The sequence below is a fragment of the Bradyrhizobium sp. Leo78 genome (assembly GCF_059512425.1).
Genome location: NZ_JCAMOT010000006.1, coordinates 304,219 through 323,081, shown reverse-complemented (window position 1 = coordinate 323,081; position 18,863 = coordinate 304,219). Strand labels below are relative to the sequence as shown.

The 18,863-nt window shown below is 63.4% G+C and carries 16 protein-coding genes and 1 pseudogene; 7 read left to right on the top strand and 10 right to left on the bottom strand.

The window, feature by feature from the left end; genetic code table 11:
- Positions 1–366: 366 nt before the first annotated feature.
- From AC5ZG1_RS10955 to AC5ZG1_RS10945, 3 genes and pseudogenes are all read right to left on the bottom strand, one after another.
- Positions 367–507: pseudogene (locus AC5ZG1_RS10955) on the bottom strand (LysR family transcriptional regulator); the annotation flags it as partial.
- A 17-nt stretch (positions 508–524) separates the two neighbouring features.
- Positions 525–1,388, bottom strand: a complete 864-nt coding sequence (locus AC5ZG1_RS10950) for a tetratricopeptide repeat protein (RefSeq protein WP_456646654.1) — start codon at positions 1,386–1,388, stop codon at positions 525–527.
- 112 nt (positions 1,389–1,500) lie between these two features.
- Complete coding sequence (locus AC5ZG1_RS10945; protein ID WP_456646653.1) at positions 1,501–2,160, bottom strand: FecR family protein; 660 nt, start codon at positions 2,158–2,160, stop codon at positions 1,501–1,503.
- A gap of 450 nt (positions 2,161–2,610) precedes the next feature.
- Here AC5ZG1_RS10945 and AC5ZG1_RS10940 point away from each other — a divergent pair, with 450 nt between their 5' ends.
- Entirely contained in the window at positions 2,611–5,697 is a 3,087-nt protein-coding gene (locus AC5ZG1_RS10940; RefSeq protein ID WP_456646652.1) for a VCBS domain-containing protein, read from the top strand.
- Between the two features lie 100 nt (positions 5,698–5,797).
- Here the strand turns inward: AC5ZG1_RS10940 and AC5ZG1_RS10935 are convergent, their stop codons facing one another.
- From AC5ZG1_RS10935 to AC5ZG1_RS10925, 3 genes are all read right to left on the bottom strand, one after another.
- Entirely contained in the window at positions 5,798–6,484 is a 687-nt protein-coding gene (locus tag AC5ZG1_RS10935; protein WP_456646651.1) for a glutathione S-transferase family protein, read from the bottom strand.
- A gap of 135 nt (positions 6,485–6,619) precedes the next feature.
- Positions 6,620–6,946: a hypothetical protein gene (locus tag AC5ZG1_RS10930; protein ID WP_130225611.1), complete on the bottom strand. Its 327-nt coding sequence runs from the start codon at positions 6,944–6,946 to the stop codon at positions 6,620–6,622.
- A 277-nt stretch (positions 6,947–7,223) separates the two neighbouring features.
- The gene (locus AC5ZG1_RS10925; protein WP_028166887.1) at positions 7,224–8,357 is read right to left on the bottom strand and encodes a site-specific DNA-methyltransferase; all 1,134 of its coding nucleotides are present in this window, start codon (positions 8,355–8,357) and stop codon (positions 7,224–7,226) included.
- A gap of 389 nt (positions 8,358–8,746) precedes the next feature.
- Here AC5ZG1_RS10925 and ypfJ point away from each other — a divergent pair, with 389 nt between their 5' ends.
- Entirely contained in the window at positions 8,747–9,679 is a 933-nt protein-coding gene (ypfJ, locus tag AC5ZG1_RS10920) for a KPN_02809 family neutral zinc metallopeptidase (RefSeq protein ID WP_456646650.1), read from the top strand.
- Between the two features lie 19 nt (positions 9,680–9,698).
- Positions 9,699–10,262 carry a molybdenum cofactor biosynthesis protein B gene (gene moaB / locus AC5ZG1_RS10915; protein ID WP_456646649.1) on the top strand — a complete coding sequence of 188 codons (564 nt, stop codon included), beginning with the start codon at positions 9,699–9,701 and terminating at the stop codon, positions 10,260–10,262.
- A 152-nt stretch (positions 10,263–10,414) separates the two neighbouring features.
- On the opposite strand, the gene AC5ZG1_RS10910 is transcribed toward moaB, so the two are convergent.
- The 3 genes from AC5ZG1_RS10910 to AC5ZG1_RS10900 all read right to left on the bottom strand — a co-directional run bounded on the left by AC5ZG1_RS10910 (position 10,415) and on the right by AC5ZG1_RS10900 (position 12,270).
- Positions 10,415–10,561, bottom strand: coding sequence for an RSP_7527 family protein (locus AC5ZG1_RS10910; RefSeq protein WP_165435188.1), 147 nt, complete (start codon positions 10,559–10,561; stop codon positions 10,415–10,417).
- Between the two features lie 2 nt (positions 10,562–10,563).
- Positions 10,564–11,487 carry a bifunctional helix-turn-helix transcriptional regulator/GNAT family N-acetyltransferase gene (locus AC5ZG1_RS10905; RefSeq protein WP_496132840.1) on the bottom strand — a complete coding sequence of 308 codons (924 nt, stop codon included), beginning with the start codon at positions 11,485–11,487 and terminating at the stop codon, positions 10,564–10,566.
- A gap of 201 nt (positions 11,488–11,688) precedes the next feature.
- Positions 11,689–12,270, bottom strand: coding sequence for a glycosyltransferase (locus AC5ZG1_RS10900; protein ID WP_130225606.1), 582 nt, complete (start codon positions 12,268–12,270; stop codon positions 11,689–11,691).
- Positions 12,271–12,432: 162 nt separating this feature from the next.
- On the opposite strand from AC5ZG1_RS10900, the gene AC5ZG1_RS10895 reads away from it, so the two are divergent.
- The 3 genes from AC5ZG1_RS10895 to AC5ZG1_RS10885 all read left to right on the top strand — a co-directional run bounded on the left by AC5ZG1_RS10895 (position 12,433) and on the right by AC5ZG1_RS10885 (position 16,011).
- On the top strand, positions 12,433–13,596 hold the full coding sequence (locus AC5ZG1_RS10895; protein ID WP_130225605.1) for a PA0069 family radical SAM protein: 1,164 nt from the start codon (positions 12,433–12,435) through the stop codon (positions 13,594–13,596).
- 77 nt (positions 13,597–13,673) lie between these two features.
- Entirely contained in the window at positions 13,674–14,417 is a 744-nt protein-coding gene (gene rnhB / locus AC5ZG1_RS10890; RefSeq protein WP_496132839.1) for a ribonuclease HII, read from the top strand.
- Between the two features lie 88 nt (positions 14,418–14,505).
- Positions 14,506–16,011: a glycosyltransferase family 39 protein gene (locus AC5ZG1_RS10885; protein WP_496132838.1), complete on the top strand. Its 1,506-nt coding sequence runs from the start codon at positions 14,506–14,508 to the stop codon at positions 16,009–16,011.
- Positions 16,012–16,185: 174 nt separating this feature from the next.
- Here the strand turns inward: AC5ZG1_RS10885 and AC5ZG1_RS10880 are convergent, their stop codons facing one another.
- Positions 16,186–17,019: a uracil-DNA glycosylase gene (locus tag AC5ZG1_RS10880; RefSeq protein WP_496132837.1), complete on the bottom strand. Its 834-nt coding sequence runs from the start codon at positions 17,017–17,019 to the stop codon at positions 16,186–16,188.
- 143 nt (positions 17,020–17,162) lie between these two features.
- On the opposite strand from AC5ZG1_RS10880, the gene AC5ZG1_RS10875 reads away from it, so the two are divergent.
- Positions 17,163–18,821, top strand: coding sequence for an electron transfer flavoprotein-ubiquinone oxidoreductase (locus AC5ZG1_RS10875; protein ID WP_496132836.1), 1,659 nt, complete (start codon positions 17,163–17,165; stop codon positions 18,819–18,821).
- Positions 18,822–18,863 lie beyond the last annotated feature (42 nt).

Genomic DNA, 18,863 nt, shown 5'->3' with positions numbered 1-18,863 from the left:
CGTCCGCGTTACCTGCGCTCGTCAGTCGCACGCATCGCGTCCACCGCATCTCACCGCAACGTTCGTGACGATCGCGAGCCGCCCCTCATTCGGATGAGACGCGCGGAGTTAAATCACTGATTTGCCCGACGGCGGAAGCGGAATGTTTTTCGCGCGAGGGGTAGACAGGCCAAATCAGGTTGATCGGATTGAGGAAAATCGCGCCGACTGCATCTGTCATTCCGGGGCGCGCGAAGCGCGAGCCCGGAATCCATTTCGCCGCTTGCGTCTGTGGCCCGATGGATTCCGGGTTCGCGCCAAGGGGCGCGCCCCGGAATGACGGAGGGTCGTGACCTCGCTGCGTTCCCTGACGCAGACCTACATTTTCAGCGCCTCGATATAGCCGGGCACGACAAGAGCGCTGCGCCGCTCAATGCCCTTGGAGCGCAGCCAGCCATCGATCAGGTCCTCGTTCTGGCCGCGGATCACGACGGCGACATGTCTCGCCGCCAGGAACGCTTCGCGCTTCTAACCGTCGCTGGTGCCTACCGCACACCATAGCGCGTGAAGTCGCTGCCGATCTTGACCTGGATCGTCTTTGCCGATGCGATATCGGCGTTGCTGCCCGCTTTGTCGCCGGTCTTCAGCCTGGCAAGCCCGCGCCCATAGAGTGCGCTCGCCAGCTTCGGATCGAGTTGCAGCGCGGAGCTGTAATCATCGATAGCCGCGTCGAATTTGCCCATTTTGAGGTAGATCAGCCCGCGTGAGTCATATGTCGCGGCGTTGTTCGACGCCAATTGAAGCGCCTTGTTGCAGTCCTGCAGTGCCGCCTCCAGCGCGCCGAGGATGGCCTGCGTCCAACAGCGTCCGCTCCACACGGCTTCCAAATCGGGTTCGAGACGAATTGCCTCGTCATAGTCCCGCGCCGCGCGATCGTACTCGTGCTTTTTCAGGTAGGCTCTGGCACGGTTGGCGAAAGCGCTGCCGTAGCTGGGATTGAGCTGGATCGCGCCATCGAGAGCTTTGATGGCGAGGTCGTACTCGCCTTTCTTCAAATAAGCCGCGCCGCGATTGTTGAAGGCCTTGACGTAGGTTGGATTGAGCTGGATCGATTGATCGAAATCCTGGATGGCGCGGTCGTAGTCTCCCTTTGCCGCATAAGCGTTGCCACGATTGTTGTAGGCGATTGCCAAGGCAGCTGTCTTGCCGTGACCGGAAGCGATGAGCGCCGTGCAGCCATTGACACGGGCTTCAAGCGAGGCTTGATCCGTGCCGTTGCACAACGCAATGTCGGTCAGATAGTTGCTCTTCTTCGCATCCTCCTGCGCCGCCGCGGGTGAGCCGAGCAGCAGCAGGATGAGCATGCATGCGACGCCGTCAACGATGCCTCCCCTCGTACTGGCGTCCATATCAGGCTTCCTGATTTTGGAAATTGAGGAATCCGCGGTCATCAGTTTTCCGCGGAAAGGCGTCACGTCCTGCTGGGGCCCTGCGCTGAGACTGACTTCGGAATAAATCGGTCTAGCACCCTCGGCAGATATTCAGATTGGACTTGCGATTGGCTTTCTGTTCGGACTGCTGCGCTGCAGATGGGCCGGACTTTTTCGTAAGCTTGTTCTTGCCCTCTTCGATAAGGGTTGAAAACTTGACTGTCCCGTCATCCGAAATTTCGACATGTGGAGTCGTGCCCCGAATACCCATCGTTGCGACGGGGGTATCGACCTTCATGTCGCCGGACTTCGCGATATTGCCGGCGACAAACGTAAGTGTTCCGTTGGTCAGATTGAACAAGGTCGAGTTGGATTTCCCATTCGGGTCGTACACGAATTCGTCCAACGTCATGCGGGCGTTACTCGATAGTTTGAACGAACTGCCGTCGGCAAAGTTGATACCGACCCGGCCATCGGCTCCGGTCCGGACCACATCGCCGAGGTAAACGATATCACCCACCTTCGTCTCGACGATTTGGCCGGCGACATTTGCCTGAATGACCATCGCACCCGCATGCTCGATCGTTACCGAGCCGGTCGTGGTTACAACTGTTCCGATGGGTTTTGCTGATGCGAGATCCTGAACAGCGGGCGCGGGAGGATTGGTCTGCGCATCGGCTGCATCAAACAAAAGGCTGGCGAGTGCCAGAACCAAACCCGCCACCGACGCGATAATCGTGTGCGTGCACATGATCCCCTTCCTGAGAAGATCTTTCTTGCCGCGTGACAGCTCACTGACCCAATGGATCAGTCAGGTCGCCGTAATTATGCAGTACGCGCAACGCCAGGGCGGCCATGAGCGGCCACCCCGTTTATTTTTTGTCACATTAATCCCGGAGCCGGTTCAATGCTACCAAAACGTTGCATCTCGAGGGGGCCGCAATTGCGGCAATCCAGAGAGGGAAGCGACCCGCTCCAGGAAAAAGTGATTTAATTCCTGTGCGGGCGATTTAATTCGTGCATTGAATGCGTCGGATGTTACGGATAGGTTTGATTAAATTTGGATCAGGAAGTTGCGGCGGGCTAGCCTAGGGTTGCCGACGCGAGGATTGTTTTGACTTGATGGCGTAGGCAAAGCCAGAGCAAGAAAAGTGCGGCACCACGCTGGGCCTGAAAGTACTCAGCAGGCGAGGTCGAAGCCATGTTCGTTGCGTCTTGCGTCGAGTCCGGGGGCGACTGCAACGCCATTGTCGCCCAGCCTCCCCAGATCATAGGCCATGTTCAGATCGCGATCGGTCGCTGCACCCTCAGCCGTGCGGCCGGCATCGCCGTTCAACTCACGGCTGGCGATCCCGTTTATCAGGGAGACGTGATCGAGACGGCGGACGACGCTCAGGTCGGACTTCGCTTTATCGACGGCACCGTGTTCAACCTCTCTCCCGGCACTCGTCTGGTCTTGAACGAATTGATCTGTAATGCCGACGGCACCTCGCGCTCGGCCCTGTTTGGCGTGACCAGAGGCACTTTCGCTTTCGTTGCCGGACGGGTGGCAACGACCGGTTGCCTCACGGTTGATACGCCTGTTGGAAGCATTCGGGGCCGCGCTCATGGCGGCGGGATCGGCACGTTGACGCTCGCGGCGCTGGCCTTCGCCGTCATGAACGAAGTAGTCCATGCTGCAGAGCCGGACGTCACATATCTCGATGACGACAGTATCGCATACAAGGATCTCGAGCATGGCGTATTCGAACTCGTGACCAAAGAGCCGATCCCGCGACACATCATTGTCGAGGATCCCGGAGAGACGACCATCCTGAGCAGGAGAGGGTCCTCGGTCAGCGTCAACCAGACCGCGAATAGTGCGACTCGCATGGAGGAGTTGCATGCCGCCCAGCAGGACGTGCTGGCCAATTTCGCGAAGGAACAGGTGGCGCCCGGGTCGAGCACGCCTCCATCGACGATCAATGTGCTGCCGGTGCAGCCGATCAATTTTATTCAGACCGACATTCTCCAGATCCATAATTCGCTCCCGCCGCTGCCATCGTCGACGGTAGTTCCTGATCTGTTTGTCCTGCGTTCGCCGCCGGTGTTCACCCTCGCGGCGGGACCGACGGAGATCGATACATCGGTGTTTGACCACTTTGCCGCAACGAGCGGAGCTTTCGTTGCCAGCAGCTCCAACAGCGGCGCCGCACTGACCTTCGGCATCAGTGGCGGAATCGCCGGCAGCACGGTGCTGGGAGGGGTGACATACGATGTATCCAGCGCCGGTCCCTATGGCAGGCTCTACCTCAACAGCGCGACGGGCGCCTACACGTTCGTTCCGGACAGCGGCGCGATCAATGCGCTGACTGCGCCGACGACCGAAAGCTTCATTATCACGGTGTCAGACGGCACACTCTCGTCCAATCAGGTCTTCACGATCGCCATCGATGGCGTCAACGACGCGGCCATCATTTCGGGCTCCACGACCGGCGCGGTGATCGAGACGGGCAGCGCTGGGTCCGGTATGCCTGCCGCAACCGGCACGCTTACCGACGTTGACGTCGACAATCCGCCGAATACCTTCACGGTGGTCAGCTCGAAGGCGAGCGCCGGCGGCTACGGCACCTTCACGGTGACGGCGGCCGGCGTGTGGACCTACACGGTCAACGAGGCCAACCACGCGGTGCAGGCGCTCAATGTTGGCGACCATCTGACCGACACCTTCATCGTGACCACCGTGGATGGCACCCCTCAGGTGGTGACGATCACCATCAACGGCACCAATGACGCGGCCATCATCTCCGGCGCGGCGACCGGCTCGGTGATCGAGGCGAGCGGTGCCGTGCCCGGCAAGTTGACCGCGACCGGCACGCTCACCGATAGCGACGTCGACAATGCGCCCAACACCTTCACGGCGGTCACTTCGCCGACAGCAAGTCATGGCGGCTACGGCACTTTCACGATGACCGCGGCCGGTGTCTGGACCTATACGCTCAACGACGCCAACCGCGCGGTGCAGGCGCTCAATGTCGGCGACCACCTGACCGACACCTTCACGGTGACCACCGCGGACGGCACCGCGCAAGTGGTGACGATCACCATCAATGGCACCAACGACGCGGCCGTCATTTCCGGCGCCACCACCGGCTGCGTGATCGAGGCCGGGGGCGTCGCCAATGCCAAGCCGGGCCTGCCGACCGCGACCGGCGCGCTCGCCGCCACCGACGTCGACAATCCGGCCGATCTTTTCACGGCGGTCAGCTCGCCGACGGCAAGTCATGGCGGCTACGGCACCTTCACGATGACGGCGGCCGGCGTGTGGACCTACACGCTCGACAACGCCAACGGCGCGGTGCAGGCGCTCAACGTCTGCGACCACCTGACCGACAGCTTCACGGTGACCAGCATCGACGGCAGCGCACAAGTGGTGACGATTACCATCCACGGCACCAATGACGCGGCCGTGGTTTCGGGCACGACGACCGGGACGGTGACGGAAGCTGGCTGCGATACGCCCGGCACGCCAACCGCGACCGGCGCGCTTACCGATACCGACGTTGATAATCCGGCGAATACCTTCACCGCGGTGTGCTCGCCGATGAAGAGCGATGGCGGCTATGGCACCTTCACGATGACGGCGGCCGGCGTGTGGACCTACACGCTCGACAATAGCAACTGCACGGTGCAGGCGCTCGACGCCTGCGACCACCTGACCGACACCTTCACGGTGAAGACCATAGATGGCACCGCGCAGGTGGTGACGATCACCATCAAAGGCGCCAACGACGCAGACCTCAGGGATTTCGATCATTTGGCCACGGGGAAGATCGAGGCTGCACCGAGTTCCACCGTTGCATTGAATGACAAAACCGACAAGGAGCTACCGACGAACGGCGGCTCTTCTAATGCCGCCGCGACTCATGGCGATGCAATCGATGGCGGCTCAACCGGCGGGCCCTCGGGAGTCGCGAAAGCATCGGAGGCGAATGGGCCAACGGCCGCGAGCCTGAATGCGAATGGGGGTGCCTTCGCCAAGCATGGCGGCCCCCTTGCAGATTCGTTCCACTTCAAGGAGACGAGCTACGATCCTGGAGCTTCGAATGGCTTCGACCTCGGAAATGTGGGCCACGGCCCGGCATCGAGCAGTCATCCGGAAGACGCTGCAGCAATCCACGGACCGGAGGCAGCACAAGCAATCGAGGCGTTGCTGCATGGACAACACACGGCCGATCATTATGGCCCGGCTTCCGAGCTTGTCGGGAGCGCCGCGATCACCCACGGGATGCACGATCTGATGATCTGACGGAATCAGGTGGGCACGGCGCGCGGTTTCCTTGCTCCCGCACGCCTGTCCACCTGGCCGACCTCGCGCGCCGGCATACGCCGGCGCGCCGGAAGGGCGGTTAAGCCACCTTGGTTTTGAGGTGGCCGAACATGAAGTTCTTCGCTTCCTCGTCCAGCTCGGCCTTGAAGGTGAACTTGTCCTTCAATGCGATCGCGCGGGTGGCCGCCGGCCGCGCGGAGATCTCGTCGACCAGGCGCTTGACGTTCGGGTACTTGGCGTAAGCTTCCTCGCCGAGCACGAACGACCCCAGCCGCGCCCAGCCCCAGAGCGCCATGTCGACGATGGTGTAGGTGTCGCCGACCATGTAGCGGCTCTTGGCGAGGTGGTCGTCAAGAATCTTGTAGTGGCGGTTCGCCTCGTACTGGTAGCGGTTATGTGCGTATTCCAGCTCCTTTGGCGCCACCGTCTTGAAATGCACCGCCTGACCCGAATAGGGGCCGAGGCCGGTGGCGATGAACATCAGCCAGGACAGCATCCCGGCGCGGCTCGCCGGCGTGTTGGTGGGCAGGAATTTTCCGGTCTTCTCGGCAAGGTAGAGCAGGATCGCGTTGGAATCGAACACGAACACGCCGTCATCGTCGATCGCCGGCACCTTGGCGTTCGGGTTGACCTTCAAAAATTCCGGCTTGAACTGCTCGCCCTTGCGGGTGTCGACCGGTATTGCCTCGAAGGCGAGGCCGGACTCTTCCAGGAACAGTGCGACCTTGTTCGGGTTCGGTGCTCCGTTGAAGTAGAATTTGAGCATCTCAAAGGCTCCGTTTGTTTTGTTGCCGACCATATCGGGACGCGAGCCGCATGGGCCGCGGGCCGCACTCATGCGCCACATCGGGCGGAGCGCGCAAGCGATGAATTTGTGAAAGCGCCTCGGGCGGCTTGGCGATCAGCCGAAGTACATAAAGCCAACCGCGCTGGCGACGATCAGCGCGATCCCTGCTGCGTCCAACAGCGCGGCGAAGCGCGTCGCGGTTTGCAGATCGGTGGCGTGGGCGGCACGCTCGGCGCTGCGCCCATAGCCGTGCGTAATGATGTCCTCGGTGAACTGGCCATGCGCCTCCAACGCGCTCGTCAGTCCGACGGAGACGAGAAGGACGCCGAAGATGCCGAGGCCGAAAAAGCCGAGCAGGCCAAAAAGCAATATCGGGAACATGCCGACAAAGAATATCGGCAACAGCGGCACAAGCAGCAACGTCTCGGATTGTCTGCGCATCGGGCAATCCAATCGAAACAGCGACCAGTTGTTGGATGCTAGGCCCTTTGTTCGCGCCGAATCAAGGCAAGAGCGTTCAACACGGCGTCATCGTGGCTTGCTGTGCAGCTTAGCTTGTTGGCCCGGAAGCAAAGAAGTGAACAGAACTTCTTTCGTCATTCCGGGATGCGCCGTCAGGTGCAGGCCCGGAATCCATTGTGCCTCAGGCGCAGGTGGTGAAATGGATTCCGGGTTCTCGCTTCGCGAGCCCCGGAATGACGGAGGATATTGAGGAGGCTCAGCCCACCGCCATCCCGGAGCGGATTTCGGCGCGCAGTTCGTCGATCAGCCTGAGGCCGTTCTTGGTCTCGACGTGCCAGAAGGTCCAGCCGTTGCAGGCACCCGAGCCTTGGGCGACCGCGCCGATGCGGTGGATCGAGCCGACCTTGTCCCCTAGCATGATGGCGCCGTCGGCGCGCACGAGGGCACCGACCCGCTTCTTGGCGTCGACGAGTTTCGCGCCCGGCATGATCATGCCGCGCTCGATCAGTTCGGAGAAGGCGACGCGCGGCGCCTCGCGCGCAGTCATGAACGGCGCGAGCGTTTCCTGCGGCAGCGGCTCGATGGCGGCGATGCGCGCTTCGGCGGCGGCGGCATAGGCTGCGTCGCGCTCGATGCCGAGATAGCGGCGGCCGAGACGTTTTGCCACGGCGCCGGTGGTGCCGGTGCCGTTGAAGGGATCGAGCACGAGGTCGCCGGGCTTCGAGGAGGAGAGCAGCACGCGCGCGAGAAGCTGTTCGGGCTTCTGCGTCGGATGCACCTTCTTGCCGTCCTTGCCCTTGAGGCGCTCTTCGCCGGTGCAGAGCGGGATCAGCCAGTCGGAACGCGCCTGCACGTCCTCGTTCGCTGCCTTCAGCACTTCGTAATTGAAGGTATAGCCCTTGGCCTTCTCGTCACGCGCGGCCCAGATCATGGTCTCGTGCGCATTGGTGAAGCGGCGGCCGCGGAAATTCGGCATCGGGTTCGACTTGCGCCAGACGATATCGTTCAGGAGCCAGAAGCCGAGGTCCTGCATGATGGCGCCGACGCGGAAGATATTGTGATAGGAGCCGATCACCCAGATCGTCGCCGACGGCTTCATGACGCGGCGGGCGGCGAGCAGCCAGGCGCGCGTGAAGTCGTCATAGGCGGCAAAGGAGGAGAACTTGTCCCAGTCGTCATTGACGGCATCGACATGGGATTCGTCGGGGCGTTTGAGGTCGCCCTTGAGCTGCAGATTGTAGGGTGGGTCTGCGAACACGACGTCGACAGAACCGGCTGCAAGCTTCGACATCTCGGCGACGCAATCGCCTATGACGATTCGACTCGGAGACGTGGATTCAAATTTAGTGCGGGGCGCCCTTGCAGACGCCCCGCGACGCGACTCAACCATGACTCATAACTCTGACTCAGGCGACGCTGTCGGCGACGCGGGACTAAACAACCGACTGGCGACACCATGATCCGCCAAAGTAAAAATCGACTTAATCGAAAATGCCACGCGACAAGTTCTGCGCATTTCGATCGTGCGTTTTCGGATTTGAAATCGAGTGCTGCCTCGCAGCATGCGTTATGCGAATTGCGCCAGCGACGGCGGAATCGGACATCGAGTTCGTTGCAGGCAAGCTCATGCGATTCGTGACGACGTTGGCCGCATCAGCCATGCGCGGATGGCGTGCCGTCGCACTAGGCAATAATTGCCGGGCAGGCTATTGATTAACGGAACGGAAATTTTACGTCTGTTCCGCGTTTACACAGGTTAGGACTTAAGGGAAAACCGCCATGCGTTACGATGATTTCCGTCGCAGCGACGACATCGAGGATCGTCGCGACCAGGGTGGCGGCGGAGGCGGCGGCGGCGGCTTCGGCATCCCCATGGGCGGCGGCGGGCTCGGCATCGGCACCATCATCGTGCTCGGCCTGCTCGGCTACGCCTTCGGCATCGACCCGCGCATCCTGATCGGCGGCGCCGAAATCCTGACCGGCGGCGGACAGGCGCCGACCTACCAGACCGATCGCCGGACGGCGTCCGGCAAGACCGGCGCGCCGACCGACGAAATGGGCAGCATGATCTCCGGCATCCTGGGCGAGATCGACGATCGCTGGACCGAGATCTTCCAGGCCAATGGCCAGACCTTCACCGGTCCGAAGATCGTCTTGTTCCGCAACGCCACCAATGGCGGCCGCTGCGGCATGGCGCAGTCGGCGATGGGACCGTTCTACTGCCCGCCGGATAAGACCATCTATCTCGACACCGCCTTCTTCCGCGAGGTCGAGACGCGGTTCCGTGGCTGCTCGGGCAGCGCCTGCCAGTTCACCGCGGCCTATATCATCGCCCATGAGGCGGGCCATCACGTGCAGAACCTGCTCGGCATCATCCCACGCGTGACGCGGCTGCAACAGGCAGCCGACAGCAAGGCCGAGGCCAATGCGCTGCAGGTGAAGGTCGAGCTGCAGGCCGACTGCCTCTCCGGCGTCTGGGTCAACCGCGAGGAGAAGAAGCGGCCGGGCTTCCTCGAAGCCGGCGACATCGACGCGGCGCTCAAGACGGCAACCGCGATCGGCGACGATACGCTGCAGCGCCAGGCGACGGGCAGGGTGGTGCCGGACTCCTTCACCCACGGCTCGGCGCAGCAGCGGCGGCAATGGTTCATGACCGGCTACCAGCAAGGCACGGTGTCGGCCTGCAACACCTTTGGCCAAGGGGCGCTGTGAGATTTGGATAGCGATTGTCATGGCCTCCACAGATGAAACAAAGCCGTTCATTCCGCTCAACATCGCGGTGCTGACGATATCGGACACAAGGACGCTCGCCGACGACAAGTCCGGAACGACTCTGGCCGATCGCATCACGGCCGCCGGCCACAAGCTTGCGGCGCGCGAGATCGTCACCGACGACGTCGAGGCGATCCGCACGGTCGTGGCGCGCTGGATCGCTGACGCCGGCGTCGATGCGATCATCACCACTGGCGGCACCGGCTTCACCGGCCGGGATGTGACGCCGGAAGCGATCGAGCCGCTGTTCGAGAAACGGATGGACGGTTTCTCGATCGCCTTCCACATGCTGAGCCACGCCAAGATCGGCGTCTCGACGATCCAGAGCCGCGCCACCGCAGGCGTTGCGGGCGCGACCTACATCTTCTGCCTGCCCGGCTCGCCCGGCGCCTGCCGCGATGGCTGGGACGGGATTCTGGCGGCGCAGCTCGACTACCGCACGCGCCCCTGCAATTTCGTCGAGATCATGCCGCGGCTGGATGAGCATTTGCGCCGGCCGAAGGCGCAAGGCGCAACTGTTTAGGTTCACCACGGCCGTCATTCCGGGGCGCGACGAAGTCGCGAGCTATGATGTGCAATTGCACATCAGAGAATCCATTGAGCCGGTTGCGCAGGCGGCAAAATGGATTCCGGGTTCGCGCTGACGCGCGCCCCGGAATGACGCTGGTGGCAACATCAACGCTTGTGAATGACCTTCATCAGCCAATCCCACGACGCGCGCATCATATCGCGATAAGCCTCGGCACGAAGCGCGTGCGCTCGCTTGATATAGAAGGCAAGCAGCTCCGGCGTGATGCGCCGCGCGGGATCGCGGCGCGTCAACTTCACAGCGCCCGCTCCCAGGTTTCGCCGACGAGGTCCTGCCCAAAGCTGCGATGCGGCTCGCTTTTCACCAGCACGAAGCCTGCGTCCTGGTAGATCTTTCGCGCGGCGATCAGGATGCTCTGGGTCCAGAGTGTGATCTTGCGGTAGCCGCAGGCCCTGGCGAAGCTGATGCATTCGCCAACCAGCCGCTTGCCGAGCCCCTGGCCGCGTCCGGCAGGGTCGATCAAGAGCAGCCTGAGCTTGGCGATGTCGTCGGAATGCCTGACCAGGAACACCGAGCCGACCGGCGCACCTTCGAGATCGGCGATCCAGCAGCGTTCGCGCGAGGCGTCGAACGAGGTCAGGAATTTTGCGACGATCTCGGCGACCAGCGCCTCGAAGGATGAATCGAAGCCGTATTCGCTGGCGTAGAGCGCGCCATGGCTCTGCGCCACCCAGCCCATATCGCCTGGCCGCGGATCGCGCAGCACCGCGCGCGACGGCTGGGTCTCGCCGAGCAGCCGCTCGATCGTGCCCATTGCTCCGGTCAGGCGGACGCGATCGTCCGGCTGAAGCCGTGTCAGCATCGCCGCCACCTCGTCATGCGAGGTGCGGTTGATCCTGGTAAAGGTCTGCCGCCCCTTTGCGGTGAGGCCGAGCTGGTATTGCCGGCGGTCGGAGGCGAGCGGGCGTCGGGTCAAAAGCCCGTCCTCGTCGAATTTCTGCAGGATGCGGCTGAGATAGCCGGGATCGAGCCCGAGCTCGGTCCCGATCTCCTTTGCCGATATCTCCTCGCGATGGGCCAGCTCATAAAGCACCCGCGCCTCGCTGAGCGAGAACGGGCTTTTCAATAAATGCTGGTCGAGGACGCCGAGCTTGCGGGTGTAGAAGCGATTGAACGCCCGCACCGCGGCGATTTGGGTTTCGGAATCCGGCTCTGACATAGGGGCACCTCAATAGTTGCCATTGTCAAATAATTATTTGACTTTGGCAAGTATCAGGCGCTGTCGTTCCGGCGCGCGAAGCGCGAGCTCTGATGTGCAATTGCACATCAGAGAATCCATTTACCCACTTGGCTTGCGGCCCGATGGATCCCGGGCCTGCGCCTTTGGCGCATCCCGGAATGACTAGGGAAGCGTAAGGAACTACGCCACGATGATCCGGCTGCGCAGCATGGTGCGGGAGGAGCGGCCGAGCTGCCGCAATAGTCGCGCCTCGGAGCGGGGGGCATCCGGGCGGTAGCCGCCGAGCTGCTCATAGTGATCGCGCGCGATCAGGAGGCCCTGTTCGGCAGTCGGGCCGGTCAGCATGCGGGCGACGAACTTGAAGCTGTCGCGCAGGCGTGCGTCGGCATAGGGCGAGCGGGCGTAGCGGAAGATGCCGGCGCGCGGCCGGCCGCTCATCGCGACGCCCTGGATGAACTGGGCGGTCTCCTCGATCCAGCCGCTGTCGAGTACGGCGCCGGCATGCAGGAACATCAGCCAGGGCGAGCGCGCCTGACGGGCGCCGGCCGCCAGCGCTGCGGCGCGACTGCCGTCGAAGGCCATGAAGCGGCAGCCGGCGACATCGGCGACGCGCTCGATCACGTCGGTCTTGGCGCCGTCCTTGGCGCGATCGACCAGCAGTACCTCTTTCACGACCCCGGCCGCGGCGCCCGGAACCAGCGCCGCAAGAGTCGCGACCGCGGTCCGCTCGTCGCCTTCAGTCGGAATAATCACGCTCAGCATCAACAGCGGCTTCGTTGGCTCAAAACAGGTGGAAAGCTCAAAATTGTTATCACCTTGTCACAATCAAAACAGCCGTAAGGGTGCAGTTTTTTGCGGCAGCGCCTCTGTGGAATTTCGCGAATGTGTTCTTGATTTGTTCTTACGACGTGCTAGCTTCAGAGCATGAGCCGAGCATCCTCTCATGCCCTCAAGCACCCGCCGGTGACGGCGCCCTCCACACCGGCGGGTGCGCCCTCCGCGTTTCCCGAACTCGCGGTCGCGATCGAGCGCGAACGGCGGCGCGGCCGCGGCGCGCAATCCAATGCCAGCGGCCGTTACGAGGCCGAGGCGCGCGTTACGTTCGACGACGGCTGGCAGAGCCTGGAAGACCTGCCGCCGTTCAAGACCACTGTCTCGCTCGACACCTCGCGCAAGGTGATCGCGCGCAACGACTCGCCCGATATCGGCTTCGACCGCTCGATCAATCCGTACCGAGGTTGCGAGCATGGCTGCGTCTACTGCTTCGCGCGGCCAACCCATGCCTATCTCGGCCTGTCGCCAGGACTGGATTTCGAATCGAAGCTTTTGGCAAAACCTGATGCGCCGGCGCTGCTCGAGAAGGAGCTCGCCGCGCCGGGCTATGAGCCGCGCATGATCGCGATCGGTACCAACACCGATCCGTACCAGCCGATCGAGCGCGAACACAAGATCATGCGCGGCATCCTCGAAACCCTGGAGCGCGCCGGCCATCCGGTCGGCATCGTCACCAAATCGGCGCTGGTCGTGCGCGACATCGACATCCTGCAGCGGATGGCGAAGCGCAACCTGGTCAAGGTCGCGCTGTCGGTGACGACGCTCGATGCCAAATTGGCGCGCACCATGGAGCCCCGCGCCTCGACGCCGCCGAAGCGGCTGGAGGCGATCAAGCGACTTTCGGATGCCGGCATCCCCACCACCGTAATGGTGGCGCCCGTGATCCCCGCGCTGAACGATTCGGAGATCGAGCGCATCCTCGATGCGGCGGCGCATGCCGGCGCCAAGGAAGCAAGTTACGTGCTGCTGCGGCTGCCGCTGGAAGTGCGCGACCTGTTCCGGGAATGGCTGCTCGCGAACTACCCGGATCGCTACCGTCACGTCTTCACCCTGATCCGCGATATGCGCGGCGGGCGCGACTACGACTCGCAGTGGGGGACGCGGATGAAGGGCACCGGGCCGATGGCCTGGATGATCGGCCGCAGGTTCGAGATCGCCTGCGAGAAGCTCGGCCTGAACAAGCGCCGCTCGAAGCTGACGACCGACCATTTCGTCAAGCCCAAGCAGAGCGGCGAGCAATTGAGCCTATTCTGAACACCTCCATTGAATAATGGGGACGAGGGCCGGGTTCCCGGTTGCGCGGCGGCGGCTGCTTCAGCACAGTCGCGCCCATGAGTCGGGACAAGTCTGAGAAGAAAAAGCCGGTCAAACCGGCAAAGGGCGTGATCGCGGTGACGCCGCCGAGCTTTCGGCGCGAGCGCGCGCTGATCAAGCGCGGGGTGTGGCCGATTGCCGGCTGCGACGAGGCCGGACGTGGCCCGCTGGCAGGTCCCGTGGTGGCCGCGGCCGTGGTGCTCGACCCGAAGCGGATCCCGAAAGGCATCGACGATTCGAAGCGGCTGACGGCAGAACGGCGCGAAGAGCTGTTTGAGCAGATCTGCGCGACGTCGGCGTTTGCGGTGGCTTTCGCTTCGCCGGCGCGAATCGATCGCGACAATATCCTGCGCGCCTCGCTCTGGGCGTTGGCGCGCGCCGTGCAGGCGCTGCCGGAGGCACCCAAGCATGTCTTCGTCGACGGCCGCGACAAGGTCGCCGTGACTTGCGACTGTGAGGCCGTGATCGGCGGTGACGGCATCGTGATGTCGATCGCAGCCGCTTCCATCATCGCCAAGGTGACGCGGGATCGGCTGATGTGCGCGCTGGCGCTGGATTGTCCCGGTTATGGCTTTGAACAGCACAAGGGCTATGCGGTGCCGGAACATCTGCAGGCGCTGGATCGCCTGGGCCCGAGCGCGCATCACCGCAGCTTCTTCGCGCCCGTGATCGCCGCGCGGCAGAAGCATTTTCCGGAAACGATCGAGCCCGATCTCTTCACGGTGGACCCGACCATCGAGGCCGAGGCGACGGCTGCCTAGCCCCGTTGCCTCCATCGCTGCGGCCCTTTATCAAACCTCCGGATCGATTGAAGCCGCATTCGAGGCTGGTTCTGGGCATTTTGGGCGCATGCGTTTCACCTCCCTGGTCGTCGAACTGATCCGCGCCCGGCCGCGGCTCGTGGTCTGGATCGTGGTGCTGGCGCAGGCCGCGCTGTGGCTGCTGGTGCCGCTGTTGATCTATCGCAGCCCGCCCGGCGATGTCGCGACCGTGCTCGCCTTCGGCCGCGAATACCAGGTCGGCACCGATCTCGGCCCGCCGCTCGCCTTCTGGCTCGCCGACATCGCGTTCCGCGCCGCCGGCAATCACGTCTTCGGCATCTATCTGTTGGCGCAGATTTGCGCAATCGCGACCTTCGTGAGCCTCTATCACCTTGGCCGCGCCATCATCGGCGGACAGCAGGCGGTCCTCGCCGTGCTGCTCACGATGACGGTCACTGCGTTCTCTTCGCCCGGCCTCGAGTTCGGCCCGCTGGTGCTGGCGCGGCCGCTCTGGGCGCTGTTGCTGCTGCATTCCTGGCAATTGTTCGGCCAGAACCGGCGCAGCGCCTGGTTCGCGTGGTCGATCGATTGCGGCCTGTTGCTGCTGACGACACCGGTGGCGATCGGGATGATCCTGCTGGTCCTGGCCTTTGCGCTGGCGACTGCGCGCGGACGCCGCACGCTGGCCTCGCTTGATCCGCTGTTTGCGCTGCTCGTGGTGATCGTGCTCGCGCTGCCTTACTTGATCTGGCTGATGCGCTCGGATGTTGTGACGCTGCCACCGCTGCCTGATGTCGCGGATTTGCGCGCGCGGGTGACGCGCTCCGGGGTCCTGCTCGGCGGCTTGGTGGTGTCGATGGCCGGCATCGCGCTGCTCCTCGTCGTCAATTCTCCCTGGTTCGCCCGCAAGCCGGAGCAGGCGCCGATCATCGGCCGGCCGCCGCTCGATCCCCTGGGACGGCAGTTCGTCTATTTCTTCGCCTTCGCGCCGGCGCTGATTGGCAGCCTGCTCGCCGGCCTGTTCCGTCTCGACCACGTGGTCGGCGGCGCCGGCGTCGCGTTGCTGCTGTCAGGGCTGGCCGTGATCGTCAACGCCGGCGATCTTATCCACCTCTACCGCCAGCGGCTGTTGCGCTCGGCCTGGGCGGCGGCGATTGCCGCGCCGGCCTTGGCCGTCGTCGCTGCGACGCTGTTCGTGCCCTGGACAGGCACAGCCGAAGTGAGGACTTCCATGCCGGCGGCCTCGATCGGGCATTTCTTCGCCGATAGTTTTGAGCGGCGCACCAACCAGCGGTTGCGCGCGGTGGCCGGCGATCCCGAACTGGCGCGCCTGATCGCGATGGACCCGCAGCGCCCGCATCTGTTGCTCGACGGAAGGCCGCGGACGCCCTGGCTCTCGCCGGCGAAGCTTAATGAGACCGGCGGCTTGATCGTCTGGCGCGCCTCCGATACGTCGGGCATGCCGCCGCCCGAGATCGCGCAACGCTTCCCGGACCTGGTGCCGGAAGTGCCGCGATCGTTCGAATGGCTGGTCAACGGCCGGCAGCCGCTGCTCAGGATCGGCTGGGCCATCGTGCGGCCGAAGGGGCCGTAGGCCTGTTTCTCGCCGTCAGCCCCTCATGGTGAGGAGCGCGTCTTCGCGCGTCTCGAACCATGAGGCCACAGTCTCGCCCGTGGCCCATCCTTCGAGACGCCTGCTGCGCAGGCTCCTCAGGATGAGGGGAAAGCGTGGGGTGGGCAAAGCGCAGCGTGCCTATCCTACGGTCTCTCAGGATGAGGACGAACTCTGCTGCCCCAGCGCCTTCGCGATGGCGCGGAGGTCTTGCCATGACATCCGCTTGTAGGAGGGCGAGCGCAACAGATAGGCGGGGTGGAAGGTGGCGATGGCGCGGATCGTCCGGGTACCGGTGTCGTACTCGAACCATTTGCCGCGGGTGCGCATGATGCCCTCGCGCGTGCCGATCAGCGCCTGTGTCGAGGGATTGCCGAGCGTGACCAGCACGTCGGGATTCACCAATTCGATCTGGCGCTGAATGAAGGGCAGGCACACCTGCGTCTCCTGCGGCGTCGGCGTGCGGTTGCCGGGCGGCCGCCACGCAATCACGTTGGCGATATAGGCCTTGCTGCGGTCGAGCCCGATCGCCGCGATCATCCGGTCCAGGAGCTTGCCGGAGCGGCCGACAAAGGGCAGGCCCTCGATGTCCTCGTCACGCCCGGGCGCTTCGCCCACGAACATCACCCGTGCCGCCGGATTGCCGTCGGCGAACACAAGCTTGGTCGCGGTATGCTTCAGCGCGCAGCCGTCGAAATTCGCCAGCAGCGTCCGCAGCGCGTCCAGCGTCGGCGCGGTCCGTGCCGCCTCGCGTGCAGACGCAACCGCCGCATCCGGCGCGATGGTGATTTCGCTGCGCGGAACTGCCGGCGCCGCAGGCGGCATCTCGCGCTGAGGACGCGGCGACGCCCCCTCGCGCGGCGGTGCGGCGGGAACAGGCTCGGCCTCCGCAAGCCGGTTGATCGGCTCGTCAACAAGCGCGCAATCGACCCCGGCCTCCAGGTAAAAGGCCAGCAATTGCTTTAAGGTAGGGGCAGGCTCGGGCGTCATGGTGGGATACAAGTCCTCCGCCCGCAATTTAGGATGCATCGCGCCGTCGCGAAATGCATTTCAATGGTTGTCCTCGCGACAAAAATCGGAAACAACGCAGCCTAACGAATTAGAAGCGTTCTCAACCGGGCTGAGAAGAGACCATGAGCACCGAAGAATTACCGCCCCGCGAATCCATGGAATTCGACGTCGTGATCGTCGGCGCCGGACCGTCGGGCCTCTCGGCTGCGATCCGGCTGAAACAGCTCAATCCCGATCTCAGCATCGTCGTGGTGGAGAAGGGTTCCGAGGTCGGCGCGCATATCCTCTCCGGCGCGGTGATCGATCCGGCGGCGCTCGACAAATTGATTCCGGACTGGCGCGAGGATGCCGACTGTCCGCTGAAGACCCAGGTGAAGGACGACCGCTTCTACTGGATGACGGCTGCCGGCGCGATCCGGCTGCCGAACTTCATGATGCCGCCGCTGATGAACAATCATCACTGCTACATCGGCTCGCTCGGCAATGTCTGCCGCTGGCTGGCGCCGAAGGCGGAAGCGCTGGGCGTCGAAATCTATCCGGGCTTTGCTGCCGCCGAAGTGCTCTATGACGACAATGGCAATGTGCGCGGCATCGCCACGGGCGACATGGGCATCGCCAGGGACGGCTCGCACAAGGACTCCTACACCCGCGGCATGGAGCTCGTCGGCAAATACACGCTGTTCGCCGAAGGCGCGCGCGGCAGCCTGTCGAAGCAGCTCATCGCGAAGTATCAGCTCGATGCCAAGAGCGAGCCGCCGAAATTCGGCATCGGCTTGAAAGAGGTGTGGCAGATCGATCCCGCCAAGCACCAGAAGGGCCTGATCCAGCATTCCTTCGGCTGGCCGCTCAACAATTCCACCGGCGGCGGCTCGTTCCTCTATCACTACGACGACAATCGCGTCGCCATCGGCTTCGTCGTGCATCTCAACTACGACGATCCGTATCTGTCGCCGTTCGACGAATTCCAGCGCTTCAAAACACATCCCTCGATCCGCGCCGTGCTCGAAGGCGGCAAGCGGCTCGGTTATGGCGCGCGAGCCATCACCGAAGGCGGCTACCAGTCGGTGCCGCGGCTGACCTTCCCGGGCGGCGCGCTGATCGGCTGCGCGGCCGGCTTCGTCAACGTGCCGCGCATCAAGGGCGTCCACAACGCGATGGGCAGCGGCATGCTCGCCGCCGAGCATGTGGCGGCGGCGATCGGCGCCGGCCGCGCCAATGACGAGCTCGTGGAGTATGAAAACGCCTGGCGCGAGTCCGCCATCGGCAAGGACCTCCATCGTGTCAGGAACGTCAAGCCGCTGTGGTCGAAGTTCGGCACCATCCTCGGCGTGGCACTCGGCGGCTTCGACATGTGGTGCAACACGCTGGGCTTCTCGCTGTTCGGAACCCAGTCGCACGCAAAGCCCGACCGCAAGACGCTGGACCCGGCGAAACAGCACGCGCCGATCGCCTATCCGAAACCGGACGGCAAGATCTCGTTCGACAAATTGTCCTCGGTGTTCCTCTCCAACACCAACCATGAGGAGGACCAGCCGGTCCATCTCAAGGTCGCCGACATGAACCTGCAGAAGATGTCGGAGCACGACGTCTATGCCGGCCCGTCCAACCGCTATTGCCCGGCCGGTGTTTATGAATGGGTCGAGGAAGCCTCGGGTCCGCGTTTCCAGATCAACGCGCAGAACTGCGTCCACTGCAAAACCTGCGACGTGAAGGACCCGAACGGTAACATCACCTGGGTTCCTCCCGAGGGCGGTGGCGGGCCCAACTACGAGGCGATGTGACCGTGGTGGTGCAAGCAGCGATATAAAGCCGGGGTGACCACA